Genomic DNA, 14,395 nt, shown 5'->3' with positions numbered 1-14,395 from the left:
AAAAGAAGGCCACTCCTTAACCGGGAGTGGCCTTCTTTTTTGCCACTGTCAAGCGCAGGCAATGGTTGCAATGCTGATTTCGGTGGCCCCGGCAGCTAGCAACGCTGCACCGCAGGCTTCGAGGGTGGCGCCCGTGGTCAGCACGTCATCTACCACCAACACGCGGCGGCCAATGATGGCGGTAGGGTCGTCGACTTCGAATACACTCGCTACGTTTTCCCAGCGCTGCACGCGGTTCTTTTTCGTCTGGGTTTTGGTGTTGGCGGTGCGACGTAGTCCACTATCGACGGTAGGCACTTTCATACCTTCGGCAAGGCCGGTGGCAAAGGCTGCGGCCTGGTTGTAGCCGCGCTTGGCCAACTTGCGTGGGTGCAAGGGCACGGGAATGATGAGGTCGAAGTCGGCTGCGATACCGGCGGTGTATAGTTCGGCCCCATATAACTGGCCGAGGGCAGTGCCGACATCCCGCTGGCCCTGGTACTTCAACTCATGCAGCAGGTGTTGTACCCGGCCATGACGCACAAAGCGCAGGTAACTGAGGGCATGGCGGATGGGCAACTTGCCCCAGAAGCGGCGGCCCAACGGGTTTTGGTCGGCGGGCAGGCGGTGGTAATCGGTGTAGGGCAGTTCGGCCCGGCAGCAGGTGCAGAGGTGGTTTTCGCCGGTTACGAGGGGCTCGCGGCAGGCCAGGCACAGCCGCGGATAGATGAGGCCAAGGAAATCGGACCACAGAGTGCGGAGCATGGCGGTAGAGTGGGGAAGGGTTTGGAAGTAATTTTGGAGAAGCAATGTAGCCCGAACCCGCGCATTATGCTGAGCCATAAGGGCTATGCAGGGCGCCGGCAAGCACCTCGCTCGCTTCGTTGTTATCATATTGGTTACTGTTGCAGCCAAGTCGCTTCGGCTGCACTCAGCCGGACTATTCTTTTTTCTTCGCCTATCCAACTAAACATGTCTCAAGTCACCGAATTCAACGAGTACCGCCAGCGGATGAATGCCACCATCATGGCGGCCGACAACAAGGTTATCAAGCGGTTTTTCAACCTCGACACCAACACCTACGCAGCCGGGGCGCTCGACGTGAAAACCAAGGAAATGCTGGGCCTGGCCTGCTCCATGGTGCTGCGCTGCGACGACTGCATTAAGTACCACGTGGGTAAATGCTTCGAGGAAAAGCTCACCGACGAGGAGATTTACGAGGTGTTTGCCATTGCCAACATCATTGGCGGCAGCATCGTGATTCCGCACTTCCGCCGCGCGGTGGAGTACTGGGAAATTCTGAAATCGGAAGCTGGCGCTGAAACTCATGACGGCGCGGCCCTGGCTGCCCACAAGGCCGAACACGACGGCCAGCCCAACGCATGAGCGAGGACCACAACCATACGCCCCCAGCCGAGCACTCCGAAGCCGAAGCTGATTTCGATGCCCGTTGGGAAACCCTGATGGTGGAGATGGAGGCCCGCTTTGCCAAGCGCCCCGACCTGAATGCGCTGCTCCTGCTTATCGGTATTCAGGAGTTAAACCAAGGCATTACGGTCTTCACTAAAGAGCAGAAGCAGGACCTGATGCACATTGCTACCTGCCGGCTCTTTAGCCTCAGCGGCCACTACGAGCAGACGCACGTAGACGCCGACGGCTGGCCGCATTATAAGTTGCTGCGCCCCGTGCCCTTCGCCAACCTGAAAGAGCAGGAGCGGATGCTGAAATGGCACGTGCTGGAGTATTTCGCGCTGGACCCGGGCGACAGTCTGTAAATTACTTAGGGCGTCCCGCTTCAAGCATGAGGAGCAGGACACCCTTTCAGAAAACATGAAAATCGTTTCTTACAACGTCAACGGCCTGCGCTCGGCCCTGAGCAAAGGGCTGCTGGACTGGGTAGCCGAGGCTGCGCCCGATGTGCTGTGCCTACAGGAAATCAAAGCTGGCCGTGAGCCAATGGATGTGTCGGGCTTTGAAAAGCTGGGGTACCACGCCTACCTGTACCCGGCCCAGAAGCCGGGCTACAGCGGCGTGGCCACCTTCGCAAAGGTGAAGCCCAAGGCCGTAGTGGAAGGTTGCGGCCAGAGCTGCTACGACGACGAAGGCCGCGTGCTGCGCCTCGATTTCGATAACGTCTCGGTGCTGAACACCTACATGCCCTCCGGCACGAGCGGCCCCGAGCGGCAAGCTTTTAAAGTTGAATGGCTGCATTTTTTTCGCAAATACGTAGCCCAGTTGCGCGCCGACGGCAGCACGCCGCCGCTGCTCATCGGCGGCGATTTCAACTGCTGCCAAACGCCCATCGACCTGCACAACCCTAAGGCCAACCAGAACAGCCCAGGCTACACGCCGGAGGAACGCCAATGGTTTGCCGATTTTCTGAGCGACGGGTTGTTCGACACTTTCCGGCACCACCACGGCGAGGCCCCCGGGCACTACTCGTGGTGGAGCTACCGGGCCGGTTCGCGCGGGCGCAACGTGGGCTGGCGCCTGGACCATTGGCTGGCCGATGCGGCTTTGCAACCACGTCTGAGTGGTGCGGGTCTGTTGCCCGACGTGGTGCACTCGGACCACTGCCCCGCCTGGGTGGAAGTGAGCTAGGAAATGCTTCAGCTTGCGCGCTGTGAAACTACCTGACCGGCTTGGCTGGTTATGAAGGCAGAAGCCGCTTACTGTTCGTGCAAAAATCGCACAGAAAGGCGGCCGGGGCACAAGCTAAAGCATGTGCTGCGTTGTATCTTTCCCGACTAAGACCTGATTTATGGCGATGCTGATGGAGCGCGGCGCTACGGCGGCCGAGTACCCCGCTCTGGCGCGGGTACGAACGGAGCTGGAAGCGTTCAAGCGCAAGTTTTACCTCAACCTGCTGGTGCGTGGTGGTCTGGTAGCTGGTGGGCTACTGCTCACGTTTTTCGTGGTATTCAACGGGCTTGAATACTTCCTGTACCTGCCTACGGTAGTGCGGGCCGGGCTGCTATTTGGCTTCATCGGCCTCACAATTTACAGCTTTGCCCGCTGGATTTGGACGCCGCTGGCGGCCCTCACCAACCTACGCCGGCTACTGAGCGACGAACAGGCCGCTCGTCGGGTAGGAGAGATTTTCCCGGAAGTGCAGGACCGCCTGCTGAATGCCTTGCAACTGCAGGGGCAGGCCCGCGACAACGCCCTGATTGCGGCCAGCCTGGAGCAGCGTGCCGCGCAGTTCGGGCAGTACTCGTTTGCTGAGGGAATTAACATTCAGCAGCAGAGCAAGCCATTGTGGAAATATGCGGCCATTCCGGCGGCGGCGGTGCTGGCGCTGCTGGCCTTTTACCCCAGCTTTCTGGTGCAGGGCACCGAGCGCATCTGGCACTACAAGCGGGCATATTCGCCCCCGGCACCGTTTCAGTTTTTGATTAAGAATACCAAGCTGACGGCATTTCGGGGCGAAGACTTTACGCTGGATGTGGGCGTGGCGGGAGCGGCATTGCCAGCGGAGGTCAGCATTGCTTTTGAGGATGGTGAGCGGCGGCTAAGCAAGGTAACCGGGCACGGCGACCAGTTCCGCTACACGTTTGAGCAGCCGCAGGGCGACGTGGCATTTCAGTTGAAAGGGGCAGGGTTCGCTTCGCCCGAATACCAGCTTACGGTGTTGGAGCGGCCCAATCTGCGCGATTTCAAAGTCAGCATTGCTTACCCGCCTTACACTGGTCGGCCGGCCGAAACTGTTGAAAATGGCGGTAACCTGACGGTACCCGAGGGCAGCACCGTGCGCTGGGAGTTTGCCACGGCTGCGACCGATGAGCTGGCGTTGGTTTTTCAGAACCCCGACGAAACGCTGGCTGCTACCGGCGATGACGGCACCTTCACGGCCGAGCGGCGCATCATGCGTTCGCAGCCCTATCTGCTGCGACTGAAAAACCCGGCCAGCCTGAACCGCGACCCCATTTCCTACCAGCTCACCGCTGTACTCGATTTGCCGCCCTCGCTTACCCTGGAGGTTTTTTCGGATACGGTTACGCGGCGCTTTCTGGCGTTGGGTGGCACCGTGCGCGACGACTACGGCCTGACCCGCCTTGAGCTGCACTACGCCTTACGCCGCACGGGGCAGGGGCCTAATTCGGCGCCTAGCCGCCAAGGCGCAACTCCGCTGGGCTTGCCCCGCGAAAGTGCCGGCACCTATGCCTACACTTGGAACCTGAGTGCGCTGAATATGCAGCCTGGCGACCGCCTCGAATATTTTGTGGAGGCCTGGGACAACGACGGCGTGCACGGCCCCAAGGCAACCCGCACCCGTCCGGTGGAGTTTCGCTTGCCCAGCCGGCGCGAGCTGCGCCAGGAATTGAACGCCCAGGCGCAATCTGTGGCCAGCCAAATGAGCCAGGCCGCCAAGCAAAGCGAGAAGCTGGAACGCGAGCTAGCCAAAACCCAGGACAAACTAAAGACCAAGCGCGACCTGAGCTTTCAGGACCGCAAGCAGCTGGAGAACATGCTGGACCAGAAGAACCAGATGAACCAGCAGATGGAGCAGATGCAGAAGATGTTCGAGCAACTACAGCAGAAGCAAGACCAGCTCAGCCCCAAAAGCGAAGAGCTGGCCAAGAAGGCCGAGGAGCTAAAAAAGCTGATGGCCGACCTGCTCGACCCCGAGACCAAGAAGCTCTACGAAAAGCTGCGCAAGCTGCTGGAAGAGCAAAAGACGCCGGATGCCGAGATGCAGAAGCTGCTGCAACAGCTCGAAAACAAGGAAGACACGCTGCAAAAGGAGCTGGACCGCGCCCTTGAAATGTTCAAGCAGATGCAGCTGGAACAGAAGGCCGAGGAAACTGCCAACAAGCTTGAGGAGCTGGCCAAGCAGGAAGAACAGCTGGCTGAAAAAACCGCGCAGAACGACAAGGAAAACCCCGATAACAAGGCATCAAACCAGGACCAGAAAGCCAAGCAGGAACAGCTGAAACAAGAGCAGGCCGAGAACCAGAAAGAGTTTGAGGACCTGAAAAAGGAGCTGCAGGACCTGAAGCAAATGGACAAGGAGCTTGGCGACCAGAACGGGATGGACGAGCAGAAGCCCGAGCAGGAGCAGACCGACCAGGACATGCAGGAAAGCCAGCAGAGCCTGAGCAAAAACCAGAACAAAAAAGCCGCTGGCCAGCAAAAAAGCGCCGCTGCCCGCATGAAGAAAATGGCGCAGAAAATGCGCGACCAGATGAGTGAGGAGGAGACTGACCAGGCCCAGCAGAACATCGACGACCTGCGCAATATCTTGGACAACCTACTCACCCTTAGCTTCGACCAAGAGCAGCTGATGAAGGACTTCCGCAAGGTGGACCAGAGCGACCCGCGCTTTGTGCAACTGGGCCAAACGCAGCGCAAGCTGCGCGACGACGCCAAAATCATTCAGGACTCCCTCTACGCCCTGGCCAAGAAGGAGCCTAAAATCCAGAGCTTCGTGACCCGCGAGGTGGGCGAGATGAACGGCCGGATGGACGAGTCGCTCACCCACATTCAGCAGCGCGACCTGAGCCGGGCCACCGCCACCGAGCAGCAGGCCATGACCAGCATGAACAACCTGGCCCTGATGCTGCAAAGCTCCCTCGACCAGATGCAGCAGGAAGCCCAGGCCGGCAAAGGCGCCCCCAAAGACGGCCAAGGCAAACCCGGCAAGAAGAAGGGCAAGGGTAAAGGCCAGGGCCCCGGCGGCAAGCCCGGCCCCGGCAACATGGGCAAAATGCAGCAGCAGCTCAACGAGCAAATTCAACAGCTGTCGAAATCCGGCAAGTCGGGCCGGGAAATGTCGCAGGAACTGGCAAAGCTGGCTGGCCAGCAGCAGATGCTGCGCCAAGCCATGCAGCAGTTGGATAAGTTGCAGCAGGGTGGCAAGCCCGGTGGGTCGCAGGGCCAGGGCGGCGGGCAACCCGGCCAGGGACAGCCCAAAGATGGCAAGGATGGGAAAGACGGCAAAGAAGGTGGCAAGGATGGGAAGGACGGCAAAGGTGACCAGGGCGCGGGCGGCACCGGCGACATCAAGAAAATGATGGAGCAAACCGAAACCGACCTTGTGAACAAGCGCCTGACCGAGGAAACCATGATGCGCCAGCAGCAAATCCTCACCCGCCTGTTGGAAGTGGAAAAATCGGCCCGTGAACGCGACCAGGATACCAAGCGCGAGGCCCAGGCGGCTCAAACGAAGCCTCCGGTTTTCCCGCCGGCGTTCGATAAATATCGCGTCAGCAAGGAACGCCAGACCGAATTACTACGTAGTACACCCCCGAACCTGACTCCGTATTACCAGCGTGAGGTGGGCGAGTATTTTCAGAAAATTAAATAAACCGAACCCTAGTCCATCCTTCCGCCCCCCCGTTCCGTTAATTAATTAGTGCACTGTTAGAACCAGGCTTTTGAGGATAGCAGAAATAGTTGCGGCGCTTTGGCGTTAAAAGACTATTTTTGCCGCCCCAAACCGCTGCCGCTCTTCCCATCAAATCACCTTATGAAGCAGGTAAAAATTCAGATTCCGTCGCTTGTTGAAAATATCCGCGTCGTTGAAAGCTTCATCGATAACTCTAAGGATACCTTTCAGATTGAGGACGATATCTACGGCAACATCATGGTGGCCGTAACTGAAGCGGTAAACAATGCTATTCGCCACGGCAATAAGTTCGACAAAGACAAGAACGTCTACCTGTCGCTTTACGTGGAGCCGCAACAACTTAAATTTGAGATTGAAGACGAGGGCGCCGGCTTCAATTTCGACAACCTTGACGACCCTACCGCTCCCGAAAATCTGGAGAACCCGGGTGGTCGCGGCATATTCCTTATCCGTCACCTGGCCGATGAGGTGGAGTTCAGCAAAGAAGGCCGCTGCCTGTTGCTCACCTTCCAGCTCGCGCCCGCGCCTACCGACCAAGCCTCGACTGCTGACCATATCGCCGCTTAAAGCTGCCTGAATCCGCATGAACAGCACCCCGCCGATGGGCCCTCCCCATCACGAAAACTTCCCTCCCGGCGAGCTGCACCACGAAGCCCCCGGCATCGAGTTCATGGTGGAAGATGCACCCGATTTCGAGCTGTCCGACGCCGAAGAACTGTTGGGGTGGATTGAGCGCGTGGCCAAGGTGCACGAGCACCGCATTGTGCAGCTCACGTACATTTTCTGTTCCGACGACTACCTGCACCGGCTTAACATTCAGTACCTCGACCACGACACGCTGACGGACGTCATCACCTTTGACAACTCCGATGACGCCGACATTCTGGAAGGCGACATTTTTATTAGCGTGGAGCGGGTGCGCGATAATGCCCACGACCTCGGCATTCCGTTCCGCGACGAGCTGCACCGCGTGATGATACACGGGGTGCTCCACCTGCTCGGTTACCACGACAAAGACTTGCTGAGCCAGACGGCCATGCGCGCCAAGGAGGACTACTGCCTGGCGTTGCGCAGTTTCTAGCACCGCTTTCGCTTTTTCCGAACAATCAACTGGCGCCCGCTTCATGCGGGCGTTGGCATTTCTGAATCTGGCCAGCTTCAGTAGCTGCGCCCCGTTGCCCGCCCCGCGATATGGCTGCCTCTTCATCTGCCGAGTTTCCCGTCATCCGAGGCGATGCGCTGGATTTTTACCTCGCCCAGGGCTATTACCGCATGCAGCAGGACCTGTTTACCTGCCAGTTTGTGCCTTTCGATGGCCGCCTCTACACCGCCCACTGGCTGCGCATCGATTTGACTCGCGTGCAGTGGGGCCCCGAGCAGCGCCGGCTACTGCGCCGCAACGCCCGTTTTACGGTCACCGTCCGTCCCTTCCGCCTCACCGAGGAATACGAGGAACTCTACGCCCGCTACCGCGCCGCCATCACCTTCGATGCCGCTCCCACCATTGAGGAGGTGCTGCTGGGTGGGTCATCGCACAACGTCTTCAACACCCAAATCATCGAACTGCGCGAAGAGAGCCGCCTTATCGCCGCTGGCATTCTCGATTATGGCGAGCGCACCCTGGCCGGTATTCTAAATTTTTACGACCCCGCTTACCACAAACATAGCCTCGGCAAGTACCTCCTGCTGCTGAAAACGGACTATGCCCGTCGACTGCACCTCGACTATTATTACCCCGGCTATTTGGTGCACAACTACCCCAAGTTCGATTATAAGCTCTTTGCCTGTGCGGCTGCCACCGAAGTGTTCGACAGCATTAGCGGCCGGTGGTTGCCTTATTCAAGGGAGGCAGTGGACGCTAATTCCGCCGAGCTGTTCGCCGAGTGGCTGCCGGAAGATTTGCAGGGCTTCGTCTAGCTACCAAACCTAATAGCTGTAAGTAGCATTGTGTGAAGCTGGTTGCTGGTGCCGAATTACGTAATTTTGTAGCTAGCAACACCAGGCGGGATTTTATCGCGCAAGGTTTTAGTGAAGTTGAAATCAAGTTTCGCAAAGCTTGGTTCTAACTTTTATCGCCTTGGCGAGACTCCATTTTATATTTCGCGATACTTCGCGCTCTTATGTTTCAGCAAGAAGAATACGACGTCATTGTAGTGGGCGCAGGCCACGCGGGCTGCGAAGCTGCCGCCGCTGCTGCCAACCTCGGCTCGAAAGTGCTGCTGGTAACGATGAACATGAACACCATCGCCCAGATGTCGTGCAACCCGGCCATGGGCGGCGTAGCCAAGGGCCAGATTGTGCGCGAAATCGACGCGCTGGGTGGCCAGTCGGGAATCATCACCGACCAGACCATGATTCAGTTTCGGATGCTGAACCGCTCGAAAGGCCCCGCCATGTGGAGCCCGCGCGCCCAAAGCGACCGCATGCGCTTCGCCGAAGCCTGGCGCCTGACGCTGGAAGGCATTGCCAACGTGGACTTTTGGCAGGAAGCCGTGACCGGCATCGTGGTGGAAAACGATACGGCGGTAGGTGTAAAAACGGCCCTCGGCATCGAGTTCCGAGGCAAGTCGGTGGTGCTCACGAATGGCACCTTCCTGAACGGTCTCATCCACATTGGCGAGAAGAACTTTGGTGGGGGTCGGGCCGCTGAGAAAGGCAGCCGCGGCATTACCGAGCAGTTGGTAGAGTTGGGCTTTGAAGCCGGGCGCATGAAAACCGGCACCCCGCCCCGCGTCGACGGCCGCAGCCTCGACTATTCCAAAATGGAAGCGCAGGGCGGCGACGAAGCGCCCAGCAAATTCTCCTACCTCGACACGCCGCGGCTGGTCAACCAGCGCCCGTGCTACATCACCTACACCAACGAGCGGGTGCACGACATTCTGCGCGAGGGTTTCGAGAAGTCGCCCATGTTCCAGGGCCGCATCAAGGGTCTGGGGCCACGCTATTGCCCAAGCGTGGAGGACAAAATCAACCGCTTCGCCGACAAGGACCGCCACCAGATTTTCGTGGAGCCTGAGGGTTGGAGCACCGTGGAATGCTACGTAAATGGCTTCAGCAGCTCGCTGCCGGAAGATGTGCAATACCGGGCCCTACGCGAAATCGCGGGCTTCGAGAATGCCAAGATGTTCCGGCCCGGCTATGCCATCGAGTATGACTTTTTCCCGCCGACCCAGCTGGCGCTCACGCTCGAAACCAAGCTGATTGCGGGCCTGTATTTCGCGGGCCAGATTAACGGCACTACGGGCTACGAAGAAGCAGCCTGCCAGGGCCTGATGGCTGGCATCAACGCGCATAACAAGGTGCACGGCAAGCAGCCGTTTGTTCTTAAAAGGAGCGAGGCGTACATCGGTGTGCTCATTGATGACCTGGTAAACAAGGGCACCGACGAGCCCTACCGCATGTTCACGAGCCGGGCCGAGCACCGCATTCTGCTGCGCCAGGACAATGCCGACCTGCGCCTCACGCCGCTGGGCCACGAGTTGGGTCTGGCTTCGGATGAGCGCCTGGCACGCGTGCGAATGAAAGAAGCTCAGACGGCTGAAATCAGTGTGCTATTCCAGAAGTTTGCCATTGAACCGGCCGAAATCAACCCGCTCATGGTAGAGTTGGGCTCGGCCGAAATCCACGAAAAAACCCGCGCCGTGAACCTGCTGCGCCGCCCCAACGTGGAGCTGGCCGACCTGCGCCGCGCCTTGCCAGCGTTGCAGGAAGCATTGGCTGCTTACGATGCGGAGGCGCTGGAGCAGGCCATCATCAACATCAAGTACGAAACCTACCTGCAGAAGGAGCAGCAGCAGGCCGAGCGCATGCAGGAGCTAGAAAACTTCGTGATTCAGGGCCGGCTCGACTACCGCGCCATGCCTGCCCTCAGCCACGAAGCCCGTGAAAAGCTCCTCAAAATTCAGCCCGAAACCATTGGTCAGGCTTCGCGCATCAGCGGCATTTCACCTGCCGACGTGTCGGTGCTGATGGTGTATTTGGGGCGCTAAATTGATTTACCAAACGTCATGCTGAGCGCAGCCGAAGCATCTCTATCGCCCAACTAATCAAATGTTAGTATGGCGGTAAAGATGCTTCGGCTGCGCTCAGCATGACGTTCCATTTTTGCCTAAGACAGCCCTCGTGCTGTTCCTGCCAAAATCTTGCGAACTTTGCCCGGCTACCCAATACGTCGTGCCGCACCTATGCCGGCCGGCTTTTGCCCCTTTAGAAGTATCTGTGTCTTACGAACGAATTGACAATTGCCCGGTTTGCGGCAAATCCGAGTTTCGCAACAAACTGGTGGTTGAAGACCGGACGGTGAGCCACGAAAGCTTTGCCATCGTGCAGTGCGCGGCGTGCAGTTTTCAGTTCACCAATCCCCGGCCCGGTGAGGCTGAAATAGGTAAATACTACGAGTCGGAGGCCTATGTGTCGCACAACAGCGCCGCAGCCGGGCTGGTGAACCAGGCCTACAAGGTGGCGCGGTTTTTCACGATGCGCCGCAAGGTGAGCCTGCTAAACAAGCTGGCCCCGCGCCGGGGCAAACTGCTGGACTATGGCTGTGGCACAGGGCATTTCCTGGCCGCTGCCAAAGCAGCCCGCTGGCAGGTGGCCGGCTTGGAGCCCAACGCCCGCGCCCGCGACGAAGCCAGCCAGCGCCTTGGCCAGCCAGTAGGACAGGAGAACCTGACCCAGTTTCAGCCCGGCACCTTCGATGCAATTACGCTCTGGCACGTGCTGGAGCATGTACATACGCTGAATGCAACCCTGGCGCAGCTGGTGACTTTGCTGAAGCCCGATGGCATACTCCTCATTGCCGTACCCAACGTTGAAAGCCTCGACGCCCAGCACTACCGCGAGCTGTGGGCCGCCTACGATGTGCCGCGGCATCTGTATCACTTCGCGCCCAAAACCATGGCCCAGCTGCTCAAAAAGCACAAGCTGGCCATCCGCCAGACGCTGCCGATGCCGCTCGATGCTTATTACGTGAGCATGCTCAGCGAAAAGCACAAAGCTGAACGCGCCGGCGGGTTGCTTACCGTGCTGAAGGCCGGCTACAAGTCGAACCAGTACGCGGCGCAGCACGAGGGACAGTATTCGAGCCTGTTGTACGTAGCCGGGCGGCGCACTCCCGCGGCCTGATGCGGCCGGCGACGCGGTGGCGGTTACTGGTTGCGATGGGCCTGCTGGCTACCGCTGCCCGTGCCCAAACCGTGCCCGTGCCATTGGCCGATTCCATCAAAAAGCCACCGCCGACCTTTGTGGCCGATACTGCCCGGCACGTGGTCGTCGTTAGCGCCACCGAGCCGACCAATGAAGTGACGCGCCGCACGGGGCTGCGCATCGGGGCGGCCATTGTTGTTCTTACGCTCACCACGCTGCTGTTGTATAATGTCCGTTCGCGCTGAATTGCTGGCTTTGCTGGCGCTGGTTGCCTTGCTTGAAAGCTGTGCTGCCGTGGCCCCGCCTTTGGGTGGCCCGCGCGACCGCACGGCGCCCCGCCGCATCAGCAGCTCGCCCGACAGCGCCGCGCGCAACGTGAAGCAGCAGTTTGTGCGACTCAATTTCTCGGAGCCCGTAGTAACCAAAGACCTGAGCAAAAACCTGCTCATTACCCCGCAGCTGCCCGAAGACAACCCCTACAAGCTGCGCGAAGACCGCAGCTCCATCACGCTGCTCTTCGAAAAGCCGCTCGACCCGAACACTACGTACAGCTTCAACTTCCGCGAGGGAGTGGTCGACATCACTGAGGGCTTGCCGGCCAAAAATGCTGCCCTCACTTTTAGCACCGGCCCGCAGCTCGATTCGGGCAAAGTAAGCGGCTCGCTTACCGATGTGCTTACGGCCCGGGCGGTGGAGGGTGGCAGCATTGGCCTCTACCGCGTGGCAGATACCGCCGGCGTGCGCAAAGGCCGGCCTTACTACACGGTGCTTACCGATAAGGAAGGCAAATTCAGTCTGAACTTCCTCAAGGCCGGCGATTACAAACTTTACGCCGTAGCCGACAAGAACAACAACGGGCGTTACGACGACGGCGAGAAAATCGCCTACCTGCCCGCGCCCATTACCATTGCGGGTAGCACCGCGGCGGCGGTGCCCCTCGTGCTCACGCAGCCCGACCAGCGGCCACCCCTGCTCACTACCCGAACGCCGAGTCCCACTCAATTGCGCTTGAGCTACAACGAGGGACTGCGTGCCGCCAGTTTGGCTCCATTGCCGCCCGCTACCAACGGCCCCGCCGTGGCCGAAGCTACCCAGCTAACCGAGCGCGGCCGTACCGTGGTGGTGTATAAAACTCCGGCCGTGGGCGATGGCCGCTTCCTGCTCACGGCTACCGACAGCACCGGAAACACCAGCCAGGACACGCTGCAGCTCAAGTTTCCGGTGCCTCCGGCTACGGCCAAGAAAACGGTTAACCCGCCGCTTTACTCGGTTGATGGTGCCCCTCGCACCGTATTTCCAGAAGGCCAGGTGAAGTTTCAGTTTAACGTGCCGGTGCGGGTAGCCACCGACAAGCCCTTTGGCACCTTGGTTGAAGACTCGGTCCGCCGCCGCCCGCTTCGCCTGCCCGCCGATGGTACCCTGAGCCCCGACCGCACCCAGCTGGCCGTGCGCTTCAACGCCAAGGCCAAAAACCGCCTCGACATCATCCTCGACAGTACGGCCGTCACCACCATCACGGGCCAAAGCCCGCGTTTGAAACCGCTACGCCTGGGCCTCAGCGAGCAGGATGTATCCACTAGCCTCTCGGTTACCATCAGCACCAAGCTGAAGAGCTACGAGCTGCAATTACTCGACGATAAATTCCAGGTTGTGGCCAGCCTGGCTTCGCCCAAGGGCACTTATACGTTCACCGACATGGCCCCCGGCACCTACCGCCTGCGCGTGCTCATCGATGCCGACGGCGACGGCCGCTGGCGTGGCGGCGACCCCAAGCTGCTCCTGTTGCCCGAGCCGGTGTTTCTCGCGCCTAAGCCCGTGCAAATCCGCGCTGGCTTCGACATGGTGGAGCCCTTGACATTCTAAGGAGCTGGTTCGCCTATCGTTTCAGGGCTTTCAAAGTAAGTATAGCTGCATAATTATATCCCATCATAGATGGGCATAGACCCAGTTTTTAACAGCAAGAAGCACAGTTGCGGCTCCAGTCACCGTTTCCGGCTTGCTGACACACTCGAACGACTGCTCATTGGGGCCCAGGGCTGCCATAGTTTGTGAATGGAGTCGTTAAGGCGAGTTGATGGTAAGCAGTAACCCCGCCTCCAATTGCTTTCTGGTACCCCAACTACTACCCGAAGAGTGGGGCTAGCTGGTTTGACCTGCGGCCTGCAGGCTTGCGGAGCCCATAACTAAGCCGCTTGCGCTTTCCCCATCCCACTCGAGCACCTTCTTTCAAAAACGGGTCTACTGCCCCTGCATTTTCCACAATAGTGGAAAACTCAACCCTTTTTGCAGTTACTGAGGCCGGTTTTTGGTTGATTTCCCCGCGTTTTCCACGGGGTTTTCCACATCACATTCTAGGTCGGTAGGTTTTCGGGGATAACTCAGGGGAAACCTGCGGGTAGTGCGGGGATAAGTGGAGTAGAAGTTTTTTTGGTTGGAAGGCTGCCTGCACAGGGCAAAACGGCCGGGGATAACCGGGGATAACTTTCCCCCGTCAAAACGCCTTCCCACAGCCTGCTTTTTGGTGGGGAAAGAAATTTGGGGAAAGCTGGTGGAGATGTTGAAAAACGATACAATCGTTTAATAAACAGTGCGTTATTTTCCACAATCCTGGTGTATAGCTCGTGGGAAAGACAGTGCTTTCCCCCACGTTATCCACGCTGGGGATAACGTGGCGAGCTTTTCCACTTATCAACTGACCTAATGAGTGGAAATAAAAAGAGTTTTTAGAAAAAAAATTTAATCAAAAAGTAAGACTGGGGAAAACCCGGTTCAAGGGTTTTGGCTTGAGGGGAAAAGAAAATTCGGTTCAGCCCCTCATGCTTCCGTCCAGAAACCACACCCGGGATTTTGAATCCTGAAAAAGCGGACCTGCGGTTTTTGCTGGAATCCGTAAGGGTTGTGCACAAAGCCCCAACACTTCTC

Annotated in this window: 12 protein-coding genes; 11 read left to right on the top strand and 1 reads right to left on the bottom strand. The window is 58.6% G+C overall.

Going from position 1 to position 14,395, the window contains the following annotated elements; genetic code table 11:
- Positions 1–48 precede the first annotated feature (48 nt).
- Complete coding sequence (locus ABD837_RS12280; protein WP_345054762.1) at positions 49–744, bottom strand: ComF family protein; 696 nt, start codon at positions 742–744, stop codon at positions 49–51.
- 207 nt (positions 745–951) lie between these two features.
- On the opposite strand from ABD837_RS12280, the gene ABD837_RS12275 reads away from it, so the two are divergent.
- The 11 genes from ABD837_RS12275 to ABD837_RS12225 all read left to right on the top strand — a co-directional run bounded on the left by ABD837_RS12275 (position 952) and on the right by ABD837_RS12225 (position 13,336).
- Positions 952–1,365 carry a carboxymuconolactone decarboxylase family protein gene (locus tag ABD837_RS12275; RefSeq protein ID WP_345054759.1) on the top strand — a complete coding sequence of 138 codons (414 nt, stop codon included), beginning with the start codon at positions 952–954 and terminating at the stop codon, positions 1,363–1,365.
- Positions 1,362–1,754, top strand: coding sequence for a hypothetical protein (locus ABD837_RS12270; protein WP_345054757.1), 393 nt, complete (start codon positions 1,362–1,364; stop codon positions 1,752–1,754). The genes ABD837_RS12275 and ABD837_RS12270 overlap by 4 nt, the downstream gene beginning before the upstream one ends.
- A 55-nt stretch (positions 1,755–1,809) precedes the next feature.
- Complete coding sequence (locus tag ABD837_RS12265) at positions 1,810–2,580, top strand: exodeoxyribonuclease III (protein ID WP_345054754.1); 771 nt, start codon at positions 1,810–1,812, stop codon at positions 2,578–2,580.
- A gap of 160 nt (positions 2,581–2,740) precedes the next feature.
- The gene (locus ABD837_RS12260) at positions 2,741–6,286 is read left to right on the top strand and encodes a DUF4175 family protein (RefSeq protein ID WP_345054752.1); all 3,546 of its coding nucleotides are present in this window, start codon (positions 2,741–2,743) and stop codon (positions 6,284–6,286) included.
- A gap of 162 nt (positions 6,287–6,448) precedes the next feature.
- On the top strand, positions 6,449–6,895 hold the full coding sequence (locus ABD837_RS12255) for an ATP-binding protein (RefSeq protein ID WP_345054750.1): 447 nt from the start codon (positions 6,449–6,451) through the stop codon (positions 6,893–6,895).
- Between the two features lie 34 nt (positions 6,896–6,929).
- Positions 6,930–7,409: an rRNA maturation RNase YbeY gene (ybeY, locus tag ABD837_RS12250; RefSeq protein WP_345054747.1), complete on the top strand. Its 480-nt coding sequence runs from the start codon at positions 6,930–6,932 to the stop codon at positions 7,407–7,409.
- Between the two features lie 110 nt (positions 7,410–7,519).
- Positions 7,520–8,245 carry an arginine-tRNA-protein transferase gene (locus tag ABD837_RS12245; protein ID WP_345054744.1) on the top strand — a complete coding sequence of 242 codons (726 nt, stop codon included), beginning with the start codon at positions 7,520–7,522 and terminating at the stop codon, positions 8,243–8,245.
- A gap of 203 nt (positions 8,246–8,448) precedes the next feature.
- Complete coding sequence (mnmG, locus tag ABD837_RS12240) at positions 8,449–10,317, top strand: tRNA uridine-5-carboxymethylaminomethyl(34) synthesis enzyme MnmG (protein WP_345054742.1); 1,869 nt, start codon at positions 8,449–8,451, stop codon at positions 10,315–10,317.
- A gap of 229 nt (positions 10,318–10,546) precedes the next feature.
- Complete coding sequence (locus ABD837_RS12235; protein WP_345054739.1) at positions 10,547–11,452, top strand: class I SAM-dependent methyltransferase; 906 nt, start codon at positions 10,547–10,549, stop codon at positions 11,450–11,452.
- 35 nt (positions 11,453–11,487) lie between these two features.
- Entirely contained in the window at positions 11,488–11,718 is a 231-nt protein-coding gene (locus ABD837_RS12230) for a hypothetical protein (RefSeq protein WP_345054736.1), read from the top strand.
- Complete coding sequence (locus ABD837_RS12225; RefSeq protein ID WP_345054733.1) at positions 11,702–13,336, top strand: Ig-like domain-containing protein; 1,635 nt, start codon at positions 11,702–11,704, stop codon at positions 13,334–13,336. The genes ABD837_RS12230 and ABD837_RS12225 overlap by 17 nt, the downstream gene beginning before the upstream one ends.
- The last annotated feature ends 1,059 nt before the right edge of the window (positions 13,337–14,395 follow it).

Origin of the sequence: Hymenobacter glaciei, assembly GCF_039539585.1 — a bacterium.
Lineage (GTDB): Bacteria > Bacteroidota > Bacteroidia > Cytophagales > Hymenobacteraceae > Hymenobacter > Hymenobacter glaciei.
This window is presented reverse-complemented; position numbering and strand designations above follow the sequence as displayed.

Coding starts and splice junctions, on each gene's coding strand:
- ABD837_RS12280 (WP_345054762.1), bottom strand. CDS start 744: ATGCTCCGCACTCTGTGGTCCGATTTCCTTGGCCTCATCTATCCGCGG.
- ABD837_RS12275 (WP_345054759.1), top strand. CDS start 952: ATGTCTCAAGTCACCGAATTCAACGAGTACCGCCAGCGGATGAATGCC.
- ABD837_RS12270 (WP_345054757.1), top strand. CDS start 1,362: ATGAGCGAGGACCACAACCATACGCCCCCAGCCGAGCACTCCGAAGCC.
- ABD837_RS12265 (WP_345054754.1), top strand. CDS start 1,810: ATGAAAATCGTTTCTTACAACGTCAACGGCCTGCGCTCGGCCCTGAGC.
- ABD837_RS12260 (WP_345054752.1), top strand. CDS start 2,741: ATGGCGATGCTGATGGAGCGCGGCGCTACGGCGGCCGAGTACCCCGCT.
- ABD837_RS12255 (WP_345054750.1), top strand. CDS start 6,449: ATGAAGCAGGTAAAAATTCAGATTCCGTCGCTTGTTGAAAATATCCGC.
- ybeY (WP_345054747.1), top strand. CDS start 6,930: ATGGGCCCTCCCCATCACGAAAACTTCCCTCCCGGCGAGCTGCACCAC.
- ABD837_RS12245 (WP_345054744.1), top strand. CDS start 7,520: ATGGCTGCCTCTTCATCTGCCGAGTTTCCCGTCATCCGAGGCGATGCG.
- mnmG (WP_345054742.1), top strand. CDS start 8,449: ATGTTTCAGCAAGAAGAATACGACGTCATTGTAGTGGGCGCAGGCCAC.
- ABD837_RS12230 (WP_345054736.1), top strand. CDS start 11,488: ATGGGCCTGCTGGCTACCGCTGCCCGTGCCCAAACCGTGCCCGTGCCA.
- ABD837_RS12225 (WP_345054733.1), top strand. CDS start 11,702: ATGTCCGTTCGCGCTGAATTGCTGGCTTTGCTGGCGCTGGTTGCCTTG.